The organism is Clostridium sp. DJ247 (assembly GCF_014231265.1).
On sequence record NZ_JABAIW010000025.1, the window covers coordinates 35,061 to 50,400 of the forward strand.

16 protein-coding genes are annotated in these 15,340 nt (G+C 30.1%); 9 read left to right on the forward strand and 7 right to left on the reverse strand.

Annotated features, from left to right (window positions below; all coding sequences use genetic code 11):
• Nucleotides 1-38 precede the first annotated feature (38 nt).
• The 6 genes from HGI79_RS11475 to murI all read right to left on the reverse strand — a co-directional run bounded on the left by HGI79_RS11475 (nucleotide 39) and on the right by murI (nucleotide 5,581).
• Nucleotides 39-1,838, reverse strand: a complete 1,800-nt coding sequence (locus HGI79_RS11475) for a heme NO-binding domain-containing protein (RefSeq protein WP_185650826.1) — start codon at nucleotides 1,836-1,838, stop codon at nucleotides 39-41.
• A 383-nt stretch (nucleotides 1,839-2,221) separates the two neighbouring features.
• On the reverse strand, nucleotides 2,222-2,890 hold the full coding sequence (locus HGI79_RS11480) for a helix-turn-helix domain-containing protein (RefSeq protein WP_185650827.1): 669 nt from the start codon (nucleotides 2,888-2,890) through the stop codon (nucleotides 2,222-2,224).
• 15 nt (nucleotides 2,891-2,905) lie between these two features.
• Nucleotides 2,906-3,280, reverse strand: a complete 375-nt coding sequence (locus HGI79_RS11485; RefSeq protein ID WP_185650828.1) for a DUF3783 domain-containing protein — start codon at nucleotides 3,278-3,280, stop codon at nucleotides 2,906-2,908.
• 28 nt (nucleotides 3,281-3,308) lie between these two features.
• Nucleotides 3,309-3,824 carry a peptidylprolyl isomerase gene (locus HGI79_RS11490; RefSeq protein ID WP_185650829.1) on the reverse strand — a complete coding sequence of 172 codons (516 nt, stop codon included), beginning with the start codon at nucleotides 3,822-3,824 and terminating at the stop codon, nucleotides 3,309-3,311.
• A 152-nt stretch (nucleotides 3,825-3,976) separates the two neighbouring features.
• Complete coding sequence (locus tag HGI79_RS11495; RefSeq protein ID WP_185650830.1) at nucleotides 3,977-4,639, reverse strand: hypothetical protein; 663 nt, start codon at nucleotides 4,637-4,639, stop codon at nucleotides 3,977-3,979.
• Nucleotides 4,640-4,798: 159 nt separating this feature from the next.
• Nucleotides 4,799-5,581: a glutamate racemase gene (murI, locus tag HGI79_RS11500; protein WP_185650831.1), complete on the reverse strand. Its 783-nt coding sequence runs from the start codon at nucleotides 5,579-5,581 to the stop codon at nucleotides 4,799-4,801.
• Between the two features lie 345 nt (nucleotides 5,582-5,926).
• Here murI and HGI79_RS11505 point away from each other — a divergent pair, with 345 nt between their 5' ends.
• Nucleotides 5,927-8,020 carry a glutamine synthetase III gene (locus tag HGI79_RS11505; protein WP_185650832.1) on the forward strand — a complete coding sequence of 698 codons (2,094 nt, stop codon included), beginning with the start codon at nucleotides 5,927-5,929 and terminating at the stop codon, nucleotides 8,018-8,020.
• 149 nt (nucleotides 8,021-8,169) lie between these two features.
• Here HGI79_RS11505 and HGI79_RS11510 read toward each other — a convergent pair whose 3' ends face one another.
• Entirely contained in the window at nucleotides 8,170-8,718 is a 549-nt protein-coding gene (locus HGI79_RS11510; RefSeq protein ID WP_185650833.1) for a 2'-5' RNA ligase family protein, read from the reverse strand.
• Nucleotides 8,719-9,001: 283 nt separating this feature from the next.
• Between HGI79_RS11510 and HGI79_RS11515 the strand changes: the two genes are divergently transcribed.
• From HGI79_RS11515 to asnS, 8 genes are all read left to right on the forward strand, one after another.
• On the forward strand, nucleotides 9,002-9,163 hold the full coding sequence (locus HGI79_RS11515; RefSeq protein WP_185650834.1) for a DUF1540 domain-containing protein: 162 nt from the start codon (nucleotides 9,002-9,004) through the stop codon (nucleotides 9,161-9,163).
• A 239-nt stretch (nucleotides 9,164-9,402) separates the two neighbouring features.
• A complete protein-coding gene (locus tag HGI79_RS11520) occupies nucleotides 9,403-10,665 on the forward strand; it encodes a UDP-N-acetylglucosamine 1-carboxyvinyltransferase (protein WP_185650835.1) in 1,263 nt (420 codons plus the stop codon).
• A 28-nt stretch (nucleotides 10,666-10,693) separates the two neighbouring features.
• Nucleotides 10,694-11,479 (forward strand): MBL fold metallo-hydrolase, encoded by a 786-nt coding sequence (locus HGI79_RS11525; RefSeq protein WP_185650836.1) that lies wholly within the window; start codon nucleotides 10,694-10,696, stop codon nucleotides 11,477-11,479.
• A 17-nt stretch (nucleotides 11,480-11,496) separates the two neighbouring features.
• Entirely contained in the window at nucleotides 11,497-12,063 is a 567-nt protein-coding gene (locus HGI79_RS11530) for a GerMN domain-containing protein (protein ID WP_185650837.1), read from the forward strand.
• A 111-nt stretch (nucleotides 12,064-12,174) separates the two neighbouring features.
• Entirely contained in the window at nucleotides 12,175-12,678 is a 504-nt protein-coding gene (locus HGI79_RS11535; protein ID WP_185650838.1) for an SEC-C metal-binding domain-containing protein, read from the forward strand.
• 73 nt (nucleotides 12,679-12,751) lie between these two features.
• Nucleotides 12,752-13,231, forward strand: coding sequence for a 23S rRNA (pseudouridine(1915)-N(3))-methyltransferase RlmH (rlmH, locus tag HGI79_RS11540; RefSeq protein WP_185650839.1), 480 nt, complete (start codon nucleotides 12,752-12,754; stop codon nucleotides 13,229-13,231).
• Between the two features lie 180 nt (nucleotides 13,232-13,411).
• Nucleotides 13,412-13,879: a methylated-DNA--[protein]-cysteine S-methyltransferase gene (locus HGI79_RS11545; protein ID WP_185650840.1), complete on the forward strand. Its 468-nt coding sequence runs from the start codon at nucleotides 13,412-13,414 to the stop codon at nucleotides 13,877-13,879.
• Between the two features lie 48 nt (nucleotides 13,880-13,927).
• Nucleotides 13,928-15,319 carry an asparagine--tRNA ligase gene (asnS, locus tag HGI79_RS11550; protein ID WP_185650841.1) on the forward strand — a complete coding sequence of 464 codons (1,392 nt, stop codon included), beginning with the start codon at nucleotides 13,928-13,930 and terminating at the stop codon, nucleotides 15,317-15,319.
• Nucleotides 15,320-15,340: the final 21 nt, after the last annotated feature.

Genomic DNA, 15,340 nt, shown 5'->3' on the forward strand with positions numbered 1-15,340 from the left:
ATATTTTGACTTTTAAGGCAGCCCCTTTATATAATATATTAAATCTTATACTTGTCTAATTCAACTTTAAAGGTTTCTGTTATATTTCTAAATTCTTGTATATTATTTATAAGTTTTTTGATTTCATTAGTATAATTAGACACACTAGCACTTACTTCTTCAGAAGAGGCTGAGTTTTCCTCTGCTATTGCCGCTAACGATTCTATGTTATCGTATATACTTGCAATAGAATCCGTTTCTTTGTTTAATTCATTTATTGTCTCTATCATAGATGTTGCTACAATTTGTATAGAATTAGTGGCCTCATAACTTATATCACGAACTGTTTCTAGTGATTTTGTCTCACCTTGAAGTATTTCATATTGATATCCTATTTTTTCAACCAAAATTTTTATTTCCTCAGCAAACATCACTATGTTTGTATTAATTTCCTCCACGGCATCTTTAGATTGTTCTGCCAATTTACGAACTTCTTCAGCAACTACTGCAAATCCTCTACCTTGTTCCCCTGCACGGGCTGCTTCTATAGAAGCATTTAAAGCTAAAAGATTCGTTTGTTCTGATATACCTGAGACTATTGAAACAATGCCAGTAATATCTTTTGCCTTTCCCTGAAGTTCCAGCCCTTTATTTTTAACTTCCTGGAAATTTTCCAAAGTTTCTAAAATATTTTTACTCGCATTATTGACATTTTCATAGCTGTTATTAACTTTTTCCAATGCCTTTTCTAGTTCAGCTTTATTTTCATTTTCGCTATGTACTATACTTTTTAAATTTCGAATATTGTCATTCAGCACTAAGGCAGCACTCTCCGTATTTTGGGCTTGATCTACTGCGCAATCAGCTACTTGTTCAACTACATCGGATATTTCATTAGATGTGTTGTTCATAGCATCTGATATTATATTAATAGTGTTAACAAATGTGCTCATCTCATCTGTAACACCTTTGAACCCAACAAAATCGGCCCTAATACTTTTTTTATGATCCTTTATAAGCTTATATATTTCTTCAAAAAAATCTCCAGTAACAATATCTCCGTCTTCACCAAACTTATTCTCATTAATGTCCTCTAAGCTACTATATATAAGTGATTTAGGTCTCATAAGCATTGAAGTAGATATAAAGGATGCAAATGCTGATACTAAAGATATTGTAACCGCTTTTGGAATGCTATTCATGCCTATTATCAAAATAGAAGATATCAATGATATTATAAAAGTAAATATAGCTATTTTTCCGCCTATATTTTTAATAAAGCCTAGTGATAACAACTTATTAAATTTATAAACTTTTTTATAATATATATCATTTTCGAAGATAAACTTGTATTTTATGAAATTACTACTTCGCTCTAATTCTTCAATCTGAAGCTTTTCATTAAAAAACTTAGCACTTCCCTCTATTAAACCCATTAGATAATCAAACATACCACGCTCTGATTTATATTCAAATACTGCAGTTCTACCTGATACTGGTGTAATTGTTACTAGTGGAGGTTTAGCTCCTGGAAATTTCTTAGTCATGACTACATGCACATCAAACATTGATTTTAAAAATGAGTACAGGTTTTCATGTTGAAAGAATGCAGGAAAATCACTATGGAATGAGTTTATGTTATCTTTTCCTATTTCCCTCCATAAACTACTTATATCTATATTGTTATCCTTTGCTATAATGTTTATAGCTTCTTTAGCTTTTATATCTTCAACGTTTTCTACTGGTGAGAATATTTTAGCAGCTCCCCAACCAACGGAATCCATAGCTTTCTCAACAGTTTCATTGCCGTATAGTTTTTTACAAGTTTTCATCCATGTAGCTACTACAGTACCTTTCATGTTTACTCCTCCTTAACTAACTTTTACACACAAAATTCTTGATATACCATATATAATACATAACAATTAATATTGTTTGTTTTACAATTTATAGTTTTTTATACATATAAATTATATAACATTATAATTACTTTTACAAAATAATTATTTTTCAACAAAGCCTTTACAATATCTATTAAATTCTACTTTATAACACAAAAAAGGAGCTGTCTCAAAACGAATTATTATACAAAATGTTTTGAAACAGCCTTAAAAATATTTTAAAAGTAATAGTTTTTAGAATTTTTTTGGATAAAAAATAGGAATTTTAGTTGTGCATTGAAAAAGAGGACTGCTCATATCGCATATTTATGCATTATGAGACAGCCCCTTTTTATAGTACCTTATAGTTTTATTTCCAGCCTATCTAGCTTTACTAAAACCTTTATATTTCTAATTTCAATAGTTTCTGTTCTTAAGCTTCCTTTATTACTTAAAAGTAAGGCTTTGTTGTTGTCTAGCTTCTTTATTTGCCTTATAACTCTCTCTCCGTTGTATTCAACAAGACAAACTGAATTATTTTCCAACTCATGAGTTATATGTCCAAAGGCTATATCTCCTTTTGATATTCTAAAACCAATCATATCATCATCTTCAATTTCTAAATATAGTACCTTGTCCTGAGCATAGCCCTCTACTTTATTATTTATTAATGGTAGCTGTCTTGAGGCTATTGGTCTATCTAAACTATACTTATATATAGGAACATTTTTTAAAACTGAACCAAATGCTTCATTCCATACTTCATTTATAACTTTTTTTTCTGGTTTAGCGGAAAAATCTTGTTTCTTATCTTCTTGAAAAACCTGCTCTTCAAAGGACATAGTTATATCATTTATATCCTTACCTAAGACCTTCGATATTCTATCAATTAAACTTTGATTTATAACCTTTCTTCCATTCTCAACTTCATTAATAAAGCTTTCAGCAACTCCTAGTTTCTTTGCAAGCTGCTTTTGACTCATTCCAACTCTAATTCTTGTATCCTTTATTTTTTCTCCGACTCTACTCATTGCTTTCCCCCACTTTTACCTACTACGTTTTCTATGCCACTCTCTCTCTTCAATTAAATGTTCAAGTAGGTATTCAAAACTCCAGTCTATGGAAGTTTCTGTTACTACTGCTATAATAGGCCTTATTTTAAAGCCTTCTCGAATACCAATTATCATATCATTAAGTTCTTGATCATCAAAGTTATTAAAAAGAACTACTTTTTCCTTAGGAAGATGAGCGTTATATACTTCTAGTTTTAATCCACTAAGTATATCTTTTACTTTCATCTTCCCCATAGATTCATCTATAACTTTATATATGGGCAGATTATTTTTTGTTAGCAATCCATAAATTAATTGTTTTTCCTCTTCATCTAAACCATAAATAAGAGCAATTTTATTATTTTCCAACAACATCACCCTCTCTTCCTTTAAAGCATTATAATTTTTCAGGTTCAGGGTACTCTTCTCCAAATGTATCTACTGTAACTTCCTCCATGATTTGTTCTTCATAAGGTTTATCACGCAAATCTCTTTTAGTACTTACTATCTCATTAGCTACTTCTAAGCCTTCAGTTAACTTACCAAATGCAGCATACTGTCCATCTAAGTGTGGGGAATCCTCTACCATTATAAAAAATTGGCTTCCAGCTGAGTTCGGATTCATAGCCCTTGCCATTGATAAAACTCCTGTAGTATGTTTTAAAGTATTCTTAAATCCATTAGAAGAAAATTCTCCTCTTATTGAATATCCTGGATCTCCTGTTCCAGAACCTAATGGGCAACCTCCTTGAATCATAAATCCAGGAATTACTCTATGGAATACAAGTCCATTATAAAAACCCTTTTTAATGAGACTTATAAAATTATTTACAGTGTTAGGAGCAATTTCTGGATACAGCTCAGCTTTCATTACCTCTCCATTTTTCATTTTAATTGTAACAATAGGATTCATTAGTCTTTTCTCCTTTCGTATAAACATAAGTATTTACTTAAATTATATCATATTTTATATTATTTACTAATTCTATATAATAATGCTTTTATTAGTTAAACACAAATAATATGTTAACAAGTTATAATTTATTAGCATATGCTGTATAAATTTTAAGTGCCATAAAAAAATGCTTCAGGGCCAAACTCACTTAGTATTACTAATATAATATTATATATAATATGTTGAATACTCCATATAGTAATATCTTCAGTTTTTATATAAATTATGAAAGGTACTATATTTAGTAGAATTTGAGAAACTATAAAAAAAATAACTCTGTTATGTTCCATTGGTATAAATTGATCCCAAAATAAACTATTTATGAGAGTCACATATATAAAGGCTGCTATAAATCCATTTAACTTTATTCTTGCTCCTGCAAGATCCAAAATGTTAACCCAAACAAGCTGTTCAAAGCATCCATTCAAAAATGCAAAAAGAAGGGAATTTAATACTATGTCTCTTAAAGGTAAATTATTCTGCGTATAAGTACTCATGTGGAAATAAACAGATAATATAGTAATCATGAGTAATATTATTATTTCTTTCTTAACTTCCCTAATCTTAGGATCAAAGTATGGCAGTCTTTTACTCATCAAATGTCTCAAAAAAATCCCGAATACAGACCAATATATAACTGCTGCTAACAATGGAAGTTTGATAACATCTGAAACACCTTTTATAGCAAAAGGAAAAAATAGAGCTATAGACCAACCTATGTACTGTTTAATATTTAAATTCTGTTTTATAGGATTAATTCCGCTGTTATCCATAGAGTTCACCTCAAATTTACAGGGTTTATTTCCCCCCTTTAATTATTATATATACTAATTATTCCCCAATAATAGATTATACATCAATTATATTTTCATAAAAATAAAAAACCTAACAGAATTCTGCTAGGTAATAACTTGAAATTTAATACATATAACTTAATCTATTAAATTTAATAGTTTATAACTTAATTCTATTATATCATTACTTTTTAAAGAATTATTTATAACTACTTTTCCACCATTTTTTTTAGTACTTATAATATTACGCTTTATCAGTTGTCTCTTTAATTGTTGTGCAGTTCCTTTACTTCCATCAATTATTGGTACTTTACTAATCAAAATTTCTGAAATAGATTTTTTAATAAATGGATAATGTGTGCATCCTAATACTATAGCTGCTATACCTTCTTTTCCAAAAGGACTTAGTTTTTCTCTTAAATAAGCTTTAACTATTTCTCCCTCAGTTATACCTTGCTCAATTAATTCAACAAGCCCTGGACATGGCAAAGGTTGTATCTCAGCCTGATTTTCATAACTTTTCATAAGATCGTTAAACTTCACTTCTGATAAAGTCATAGGTGTAGCCATTATAATTATTTTCCCTTTTCTTTTATACTCTACTGCTGGTTTCAATGCCGGCTCTATACCTATAACAGGTATATTTGTACTATATTTTTCTCTTATATCAATTATTGCAGCACTTGTAGCTGTATTACATGCAATAACTACTGCTTTAATATTATTTTCCACTAAAAATTCTACAGCCTTAAACGTTAAATTTTTAACTTCCTCAACACTTTTTATGCCATATGGAGCATTCAAAGAATCTCCAAAATAAATAAAATTTTCACCCGGTAGAATTTTAATTGCTTCTTTTAATACACTGATTCCTCCAACACCTGAGTCAAAAAAACCTATAGGTCTGTCATCTACATTCACTTTATCACCTCATCGTGTTATATATGTATATAGTTTATATTATATAGCATAGATTTGTAGTATACAAATTTTAAAAATTAAACTAGTGTTTTTCCATAATTGTCTTAATTAAGCTTTGAATAAATTGTACGTAATCACCAGACACCATATGACAAAATTATAATTTTTACAGAACGTAAATAATAAATTTATAATTTATATTGTATATTTTTAATCATTATATTATAATTATTAATCAAGATATTTTTTTTATTTAAGCAATACTATATAACAAATTGATTAGTCTAAAAATCAAATATTACCATTACTTAATACTTTTTTTTAATTATGAAAGGAGATCTCAAAATGAGCAATTTAAATGAAATTTTTGGATCAAGTGTATTTAATGATGCTGTTATGAAACAACGTCTTCCTAAAGCTACATATAAGGCTTTAAAGAAGACAATCGAAGAAGGACTTCCTCTAGATCCTGCCGTAGCTGATGTTGTAGCATCTGCAATGAAGGATTGGGCTATTGAACAAGGAGCTACTCACTTTACTCACTGGTTCCAACCACTTACTGGTATTACTGCTGAAAAGCATGATTCCTTTATTTCTCCAACTTCAGATGGAAAAGTAATATTGGAATTTTCAGGAAAAGAATTAATTAAAGGTGAACCTGATGCTTCTTCATTCCCTTCAGGCGGACTTAGAGCTACTTTCGAAGCTAGAGGATATACTGCATGGGATTGTACTTCTCCAGCTTTCGTAAAGGATGGATCATTATGCATTCCAACTGCATTCTGTTCATATAAAGGTGAAGCCCTTGATAAGAAAACTCCTCTATTACGTTCAATGGAAGCTTTATCAAAACAGGCTCTACGTGTTTTAAAAGCTCTTGGTAATACTACTTCAAATAAAGTAATTACAACTGTAGGACCAGAACAAGAATATTTCTTAATTGACAAAAAAGATTATGAAAAACGTAAGGATCTTATATTTACTGGTAGAACATTATTTGGTTCACAACCTCCAAAGGGCCAAGAACTTGAAGATCACTACTTTGGTACTATCAGACAAAGAGTTTCTGATTATATGAAAGAATTAGATGAAGAACTTTGGAAGCTTGGAATTTCTGCTAAAACTAAGCATAATGAAGTTGCTCCTGCACAACATGAATTAGCTCCAATTTTCAGTACAACAAACGTAGCAACTGATCATAACCAACTTACTATGGAAATGATGAAAAGAGTTGCATTAAAACATGATCTTGTTTGCTTGCTTCATGAAAAACCATTTGCTGGTGTAAATGGATCAGGAAAGCATAATAACTGGTCTATGGCTACTGATGATGGAATAAACCTTCTTGAACCAGGTAAAACTCCACATGACAATGAACAATTCCTTTTATTCCTTTGCGCTGTTATAAAAGCTGTAGATGAATATGCGGATTTATTAAGATTATCTGCTGCTAATGCTGGTAACGACCACCGTTTAGGTGCTAATGAAGCTCCTCCAGCAATAATCTCTATATTCTTAGGAGAACAATTAGAAGACATACTAGAACAAATTGAAAATGGCGGTGCTAAAACTTCAAAATCTGCTAGTGAGTTAACAATAGGAGTTTCTACGCTTCCTGCACTTCCAAAGGATGCAACTGATAGAAATAGAACTTCACCATTTGCTTTCACTGGAAATAAATTCGAATTCAGAATGGTTCCTTCTTCAGCTTCTATTGCTGGACCTAACTTTGTTTTAAATACAATAGTTGCTGAAATTTTATCTGAAATTGCAGATAGACTTGAAAAAGCTAGCGATGCAAATGCTGAAGTACAAACTATTCTTACTGAAATTGTTAAAAACCATAAGAGAGTTATATTTAACGGAAACGGTTATTCAGATGACTGGGTAGTTGAAGCTGAAAAGAGAGGATTAGCAAATATAAAAACAACTGTAGAAGCAACTAAGGCTCTAATCGCTGAAAAGAACGTTGCTGTATTAGAAAAACATGGCGTATTAAGCAAATTAGAAGCAGAATCTCGTTATGAAATTCAACTTGAAAACTATGTTAAGACTATAAATATTGAAGCGTTAACAACACTTGAAATAGCTAAACGTGAAATATTACCTGCAGTTATTAAGTTTGCAACAAGCCTTGCAGGCTCTATAAACACTATTAATGCAGCAGGTGTAAATGCTGACGTATCAGCACAAACTGAATTATTAACTGAAGTTTCATCATTAACAGCTTCATTGAAAAAGAATATTGCTATTCTTGAAGAATCTGTTGAAAAAGCAGAAAACTTACATGGAGATACTTATGAGCAAGCTGCTTTCTATAGATTTGATGTATTTGAAAAGATGTCTGTTCTTAGAGCAGATGCTGATAAGCTTGAAACTATAGTTGATAAAGAATTCTGGCCATTACCAACATATGCAGATATGTTATTCTACGTATAATTAGTAATAAAGATATTACTTTGATTATATAGAACTCAAATAAAAAACCTGTTAGTTTATGATAGATATATCATAAACTAACAGGTTTTTACATGTTCTTAGTATAATCTCTTAGGTATTGCAGTGTACTAATTATTTTACTCATATACTTAATAATCTCTTAATAAGAAACTTTTTATAGTCATTTCTTTTTTATTATTTATAGGTTTCCATAATTCTATCCTATCTATTTTAGCCATCTTATGAATATTCTCTTTTTTAGCACTTTCACAGGCAGCCACATATTCTTTGCTGCTCCACTCTCTTATAGCATAATTAGTATTTGCTAAAGCTACATGCAAATCCCAATCATCTATATTGCTTCTTACTTCAAAACCATGTAGTTTTAAGGTTTCATTTAATTGTCTAGCTAGCCTAATTATATAACCCTTATTTTCAATTTTGAGGTTAACAGATTTATACGGTGGGTCAAAACATATAGCTCCATTAATTTCAGTTTTAAATTTCTTATATGGTTTTAGCATATCAGAAACTACTTTAGTAAGTTTATCCACATCTGGATCTCCAATGACTTCTAATGTAATGTGTAAAACAGGAATATTCTTATATATCTTATACTTTCTACATATGTTTCTCTGTATATTTTCAATATAAGAATAAGATTCTTTATCAAATAATGCAACTAAGTAATATTTCAATTTTTCTCAATCCCCCAAAGCTCATTGTGTATTGTGTTAAGTGTAATTATACAATATTAAGTACTATTATAACACATAATCCTTGTACATTATATTACATTGTAATTTATTTGAAAATTTTTGTAATAGTTCGTAGTAATATATAGTTATAACATGCTTTATGCAAAATTACATTATATTTATCTATGACTAAATAGTTAATATATGTTTTCAGTATATATTAATTGCTTGATGAAAAAATAATATTGTTAACACTCACAAAATATATTTGGAGGTATATGTTATGACAAATTATAATGATAGTATAGGCTGTACAGTCTTTGAATGTAGATTTCACCATAAAGATGATAACTATTGTACATTAGAAAAGATTCAGGTTACTAAGCACAAATCTAGGGCAGAAACTACTGAATGCACAGATTGTGGAAGTTTTGAAAGGCAATAAGTAAAAGCACCCTTACAGGGTGCTTTTACTTATAATACTTTCTTGATAAGTTAACTATTTTATTATTAAATGAGCATTTTTAATGAATAAAGAGAAATTACATAAACATCCTATCCATATTTTTAAATTTAATGTTAAAATACTATAGAATTATGTTATAATAAAATTTGTGTAATAATGTGAATTTAAGATTGTAATTTTAATATAAATTATTAATTATGGTAAGGATGGATACGGGAATGGATAAATTAGTTATTAATGGAGGTAACCCTCTATTTGGTTTTATAGAAATTAACGGTGCTAAAAATGCTGCTGTAGCAATACTTCCTGCTGCTATTATGGCTAGTACTGGCAGCTGTTTTATAGATAACATACCTGAAATCGAAGATGTACATTGCATTCAAAGAATAACAGAAAGTCTTGGCTGTAAGATAACCATAGGAAAAAATTCAGTTAGCATGGATAGTATTGATATACATAATTTTAAAGCTAATACTGAAGACGTAAGAAAAATGAGAGCTTCTTACTATTTAATTGGCGCTCTTTTAGGAAGGTTTAAAAAAGCAGTAGTAGAACTTCCTGGCGGATGTCCAATTGGTGTTAGACCAATAGATCAACATATTAAAGGATTTGAAGCTTTAGGTGCTAAAGTAGAAATAAAGCATGGCTGCGTTACAGTTGAAGCTGACAGATTAATTGGTACTAATATATTTTTTGATGTAGTGAGTGTAGGGGCTACTATTAATGTTATGCTTGCTGCTACCCTTGCCGAGGGCGTAACAACTTTAGAAAACGTAGCAAAAGAACCTCATGTAGTGGATGTAGCAAACTTTTTAAATAGTATGGGTGCTAATATAAAGGGTGCTGGCACAGATGTTATAAGAGTTGTTGGCGTTGAAAGTTTAAAAGGTTGTTCTTATAGTGTAATTCCTGATCAAATTGAAGCAGGTACATACATGATTGCAGCTGCTGCTTGTGGTGGCGAGGTAACTATAGAGAATGTCATTCCAAAACATCTTGAATCTATTACTGCAAAGCTTATTGAAATGGGTGCAGAGGTAACAGAAAATGGTGATTCTGTTACTGTAAAATCTAATGGAAAACTAAAAGGAGTAAACATTAAAACTCAACCTTATCCTGGTTTCCCTACAGACGTACAGCAACCTATGAGTACACTATTAACTGTTGCTGAAGGAAGAAGCATTATAAATGAAAGTATCTGGGAAAGTAGATTTAAACATGTAGATGAATTAAAGAAAATGGGGGCTAACGTAAAAGTAGAAGGTAGAACTGCCATTATAGATGGAGTAGATAAGCTCACCGGAGCAGTTGTTAAGGCTACTGACTTAAGAGCTGGTGCAGCTATGGTTATAGCTGGTCTTATTGCTGATGGAACAACTGAGGTATTAAGTATCGAACATATTGACAGAGGTTATCCAAACATTGAAGATAAGTTTAGAGAACTAGGTGCTAATATAAAAAGAGTTTCTTGCTCCGATTAATTGTAAATTAAGAATAGGAGACATATATATGATTTTTTGTCCTTTATATAGTGGTAGTAGTGGAAATAGTATATTTGTATCATCTGAAAACACAAAAGTTTTAATAGACGCTGGTCTTCCAGGAAAGAGTATCGAGCAGGCTCTTGTACATATAGGACAGAATGCTAAAGATATTGATGCTATATTTGTTACCCACGAGCATACTGATCATACAAAAGGGGTTGGAGTTTTATCAAGAAAATATGATATTCCTATATATGCAAATGCTCCAACCTGGCAGGCTATGGCTGGTACCGTTGGAAAAATAAAAGAGCATAACATAAAATTCATAGACAGTACTTATGTTAGTATTAAAGATTTAGATGTATCAAGTTATAAAATTTCTCATGATGCAGCTGAACCTTCTGGATATACTTTAATTTCAAAAAATAAGAAAGCTTGTGTGGCCACAGATTTAGGTGTTTTTTCTAACGAAGTAGAAAAATCTTTGGCAGATGCAGATGTTGTTTTACTTGAGTGTAATCATGATGTTCAGATGCTAAAATTTGGCCCCTATCCATATAACTTAAAAAGAAGAATATTAAGTAATGTTGGACATTTATCTAATGATGATTGTGGCAATGCTATAGTTAGTATTACTAATGACAAGTTCAAAAGAGTGATCTTAGGACATTTGAGTAAAACTAATAATTATCCTGAGCTTGCATATCAAACTGTTGTCAATATACTAAGTGATTCTGGAATTAAACTAGATAAAGATTTGCGTTTGACCATGGCAAAGAGAGACATGCCAAGTAATTATGTAGAATTTTAAAGAAAAAGGTGAAGCATATGAAAAAAGCTCTTAACTTACTTGTTAATTCTTTAGTTATAGTTTCTATGTTAACTTTGACATCTTGTGAAAAAATAGATAACTTCAAGTTAAACAACAAAGAAAAAGAAAAAAAAATAGTATTGTCTAAAGAAAAAGAAAATATCTTTGATCTAAATATATACTTTGCTTCGTCTAAAGATAGCAACTCATCTGAGCTTTCAAAAGAAGAAAGAGTTCTAAAAAAAGATGAAATGCTTGGTGAAACCATAATAAACGAACTTATTAAAGGACCTTCATCAAAAAGTAACTTGAAACCAACATTACCTAAAGAAACAAGACTATTGAGTTTTTCTATAAAAGATAACATTGCTTATATTAATTTAAGTAAAGAAGCCAATATTAATATGACTATTATTCAAGAAGAATTATGTATAAAAAGCATGATTTGGTCTGTAACCCAAATTTCTTCTGTTGAAAAAATAAAATTTTTCATAGAAAATAAAGATACAGATTTATGGGGAGGACACTTTAATCTTTCAAAACCTATAGGAAAAGATGATATTGAAAAAGTAAAAAATAAGTAAATACTATTTATGTAAACATTAAAAATTATTGAAAAATATTATAATTTTTATTATAATATTTCAGGTGATATATTTTTAAAATTAAAACATATTATCAAAGGAGAAAATGTTATGAGTTTGTACAAAGATTGGACAGATATGGTTATAGATTTTGTAAAAACGAAAGGTGAAGCTGCATTCTGGAATGAATATGGCTCAATTGAAAAACAAATCTATACAAAGATCTTAGCTGAACATAATGATAGCATTAGTGGCGACATAAAAGAATTAGCTAATAAATTTGAGACTTCAACAGTATTCTTTATGGGATTTTTAGATGGAGTAAATGATAGTCTTGTAGAATCCCTTAATCTTGAAAACTTAGGAGAAGACTCAAACATAGACATTAAGATTAACTTTGAGAAGTTATACTTTAATATGTTAGATGCTAAAGCAGATTATTTATATGGACTTCCTCAATGGGATTCTATATTCTCACCAGAAAAAAGAAAAGAAATTCGTCAACAATGGGTTGCATCTAGAACTGTAGTTAACAAAAACAAGATTGGAAGAAACGATTCTTGTACTTGTGGAAGTGGTAAAAAGTATAAACATTGTTGCGGAAAAAATGCTTAAAATGTATATTAAAACCTTACACTAAAGTGTAAGGTTTTTTACTATAATACATACAAGAAACGAGGAAACCACTGTGAATATATATATTATATGTGTAGGAAAACTTAAAGAAAAGTATTTAAAAGATGCAATTGAAGAATACTCTAAACGACTTATAAGATACTGTAAGTTACAAATAATTGAGCTTCAAGATGAGAAAACCCCAGATAATGCTTCTATAAAAGATGAATTGATAATAAAGGAAAAAGAAGGCGATAACATATTAAAACACATTAAAGACAATATGTTTGTAATAACCTTAGATCTTAAAGGGAAAATGCTTTCTTCCGAAGAGTTATCATACTTCATAACAGATTTAGGAGTGAAGGGTACTAGCAATTTAGCATTTATAATTGGAGGATCCTTAGGGTTATGTGGAAAAGTCTTAAAAAGAGCTAACTTTAGCATTTGCTTTTCTAAAATGACTTTCCCTCATCAACTTATAAGGGTTATATTATTAGAACAAATATATAGAAGTTATAGAATAGCAAATAATGAGCCTTATCATAAATAGCATATATTAATAAACTTCAATTAAGCAGCATTTACCCGCTGACCACTCGCTCTAGCACTCCCACTAAAGCAAAGAACTCTATTTATATTGTCTACTACTTTTAAGATTGAAATAAACATTACAGCTAGCTTATTATAAACTATTATTATAAATAAACATAAATTTTTATTAGGTGATAAAATGAGTAAAATAAATAACGTATCATATTATAAATCTCCTATAGGTTTAATAGAAATAACTGCAGATATTTCTGGTATATCTTCTTTATATTTTATAGATGAACCTGTTAACTTTGAAAATACTAATAGTTATATTAATGAATGCATAAAACAACTAAATGAATACTTTAAAGGAACTAGGAAAGAATTTAATCTAAAACTAAATATTGATGGAACACTCTTTAGAAAAAAGGTATGGAATAAACTTATGAATATTCCATACGGTGAAACCTGTTCTTACTTAGATATAGCAAAAGCAATAGAGAATGAAAAATCTGTTAGAGCTGTAGGTGGAGCTAACCATAATAATAAAATAAGCATTATTATCCCCTGTCATCGAGTTATCGGCTCTGATGGTAGCTTAACAGGCTATGGTGGTGGTCTATGGCGAAAAGAGTGGTTATTAAACCATGAAAGACAATATAAATAATTAATGTATAAAATTACTTTTTATATGAAACTAGGAGGAAACTAAGTTATGGAAACAACATTAATAAAAAGTCTGTATAGAGAAACAAATAACTTTAGTGGAAAAGATGTAAAAATATTAGGTTGGGTTAGAACCATAAGGGACTCAAAGGCATTTGGTTTCATAGAGCTAAATGATGGAAGTTTCTTTAAGAATGTTCAGGTAATATTTGAGGATAGTTTAGAGAACTTTAAAGAAATAAGTAAGCTACCACTTAGTACTTCTCTATTAGTAGAAGGAACTCTTATCCTAACACCAGAATCAAAACAACCCTTTGAAATAAAAGCAAAAAAAATAAATATAGAAGGAAAATCCTCCTCAGATTATCCTCTCCAAAAGAAAAGACATACTCTTGAGTATTTAAGAACTATAGCTCACTTAAGACCAAGAAGTAATACTTTCTCTGCAGTATTTAGAGTACGTTCCTTAGCAGCTTATGCTGTTCATAAATTTTTTCAAGAAAAAGGATTTGTCTATGTTAACACACCAGTAATTACAGGCAGTGATTGTGAAGGTGCTGGTGAAATGTTTAGAATAACCACACTAGATATGCACAATATTCCAAAGGATCAATCTGGAAATATAGACTTTTCACAAGATTTTTTTGGCAGAGAAACTAATCTTACTGTAAGTGGCCAGTTATCAGCAGAAACTCTTGCTTTAGCCTTTAGAAATGTATACACTTTCGGACCAACCTTTAGAGCTGAAAATTCAAATACAGCAAGACATGCAGCTGAATTTTGGATGATTGAACCTGAAATGGCTTTTGCTGAATTAGTAGATTACATGGATGTAGCAGAAGAATTAGTCAAATATATAATAAAGTATGTTTTAAAAAATGCACCTGAAGAAATGGAATTTTTTAATTCTTTTATAGATAAAGGATTATTTGATAGATTAGATAATGTAGCTAACTCTGAATTTGGCAGAATAACTTATACAGAAGCTGTAAGTATCCTACAAAAGTGCGGCGAACAATTTCAATATCCTGTTGAATGGGGAATAGATCTTCAAACAGAGCATGAAAGATATTTAACTGAAAAGGTATTTAAAAAACCTATATTTGTTACAGACTATCCTAAAGATATTAAAGCCTTTTATATGCGAATCAATGGTGATGGAAAAACTGTAGCTGCAGCGGATTTACTTGTACCTGGTGTTGGAGAGATAGTAGGTGGAAGCCAAAGAGAGGAAAGACTTGATGTTCTTGAAAAGAGAATTGAAGAACTAGGCCTTAACAAGCAGGACTACTGGTGGTATTTAGAATTAAGAAAATACGGTGAAACTAAACACTCTGGGTTTGGACTTGGTTTTGAAAGAATTCTTATGTATTTAACAGGAATGTCTAATATAAGAGATGTAATTCCATTTCCAAGAACAACAGGTTCTGCTGAATTTTAGCTTAGCCTTTTATAAATTTTC

Excerpts from the sequence above, each read along its gene's own strand:
- HGI79_RS11475 (WP_185650826.1), bottom strand. The coding sequence starts at position 1,838 with ATGAAAGGTACTGTAGTAGCTACATGGATGAAAACTTGTAAAAAACTA.
- HGI79_RS11480 (WP_185650827.1), bottom strand. The coding sequence starts at position 2,890 with ATGAGTAGAGTCGGAGAAAAAATAAAGGATACAAGAATTAGAGTTGGA.
- HGI79_RS11490 (WP_185650829.1), bottom strand. The coding sequence starts at position 3,824 with ATGAATCCTATTGTTACAATTAAAATGAAAAATGGAGAGGTAATGAAA.
- HGI79_RS11495 (WP_185650830.1), bottom strand. The coding sequence starts at position 4,639 with ATGGATAACAGCGGAATTAATCCTATAAAACAGAATTTAAATATTAAA.
- HGI79_RS11505 (WP_185650832.1), top strand. The coding sequence starts at position 5,927 with ATGAGCAATTTAAATGAAATTTTTGGATCAAGTGTATTTAATGATGCT.
- HGI79_RS11515 (WP_185650834.1), top strand. The coding sequence starts at position 9,002 with ATGACAAATTATAATGATAGTATAGGCTGTACAGTCTTTGAATGTAGA.
- HGI79_RS11520 (WP_185650835.1), top strand. The coding sequence starts at position 9,403 with ATGGATAAATTAGTTATTAATGGAGGTAACCCTCTATTTGGTTTTATA.
- HGI79_RS11525 (WP_185650836.1), top strand. The coding sequence starts at position 10,694 with ATGATTTTTTGTCCTTTATATAGTGGTAGTAGTGGAAATAGTATATTT.
- HGI79_RS11530 (WP_185650837.1), top strand. The coding sequence starts at position 11,497 with ATGAAAAAAGCTCTTAACTTACTTGTTAATTCTTTAGTTATAGTTTCT.
- HGI79_RS11535 (WP_185650838.1), top strand. The coding sequence starts at position 12,175 with ATGAGTTTGTACAAAGATTGGACAGATATGGTTATAGATTTTGTAAAA.
- HGI79_RS11545 (WP_185650840.1), top strand. The coding sequence starts at position 13,412 with ATGAGTAAAATAAATAACGTATCATATTATAAATCTCCTATAGGTTTA.
- asnS (WP_185650841.1), top strand. The coding sequence starts at position 13,928 with ATGGAAACAACATTAATAAAAAGTCTGTATAGAGAAACAAATAACTTT.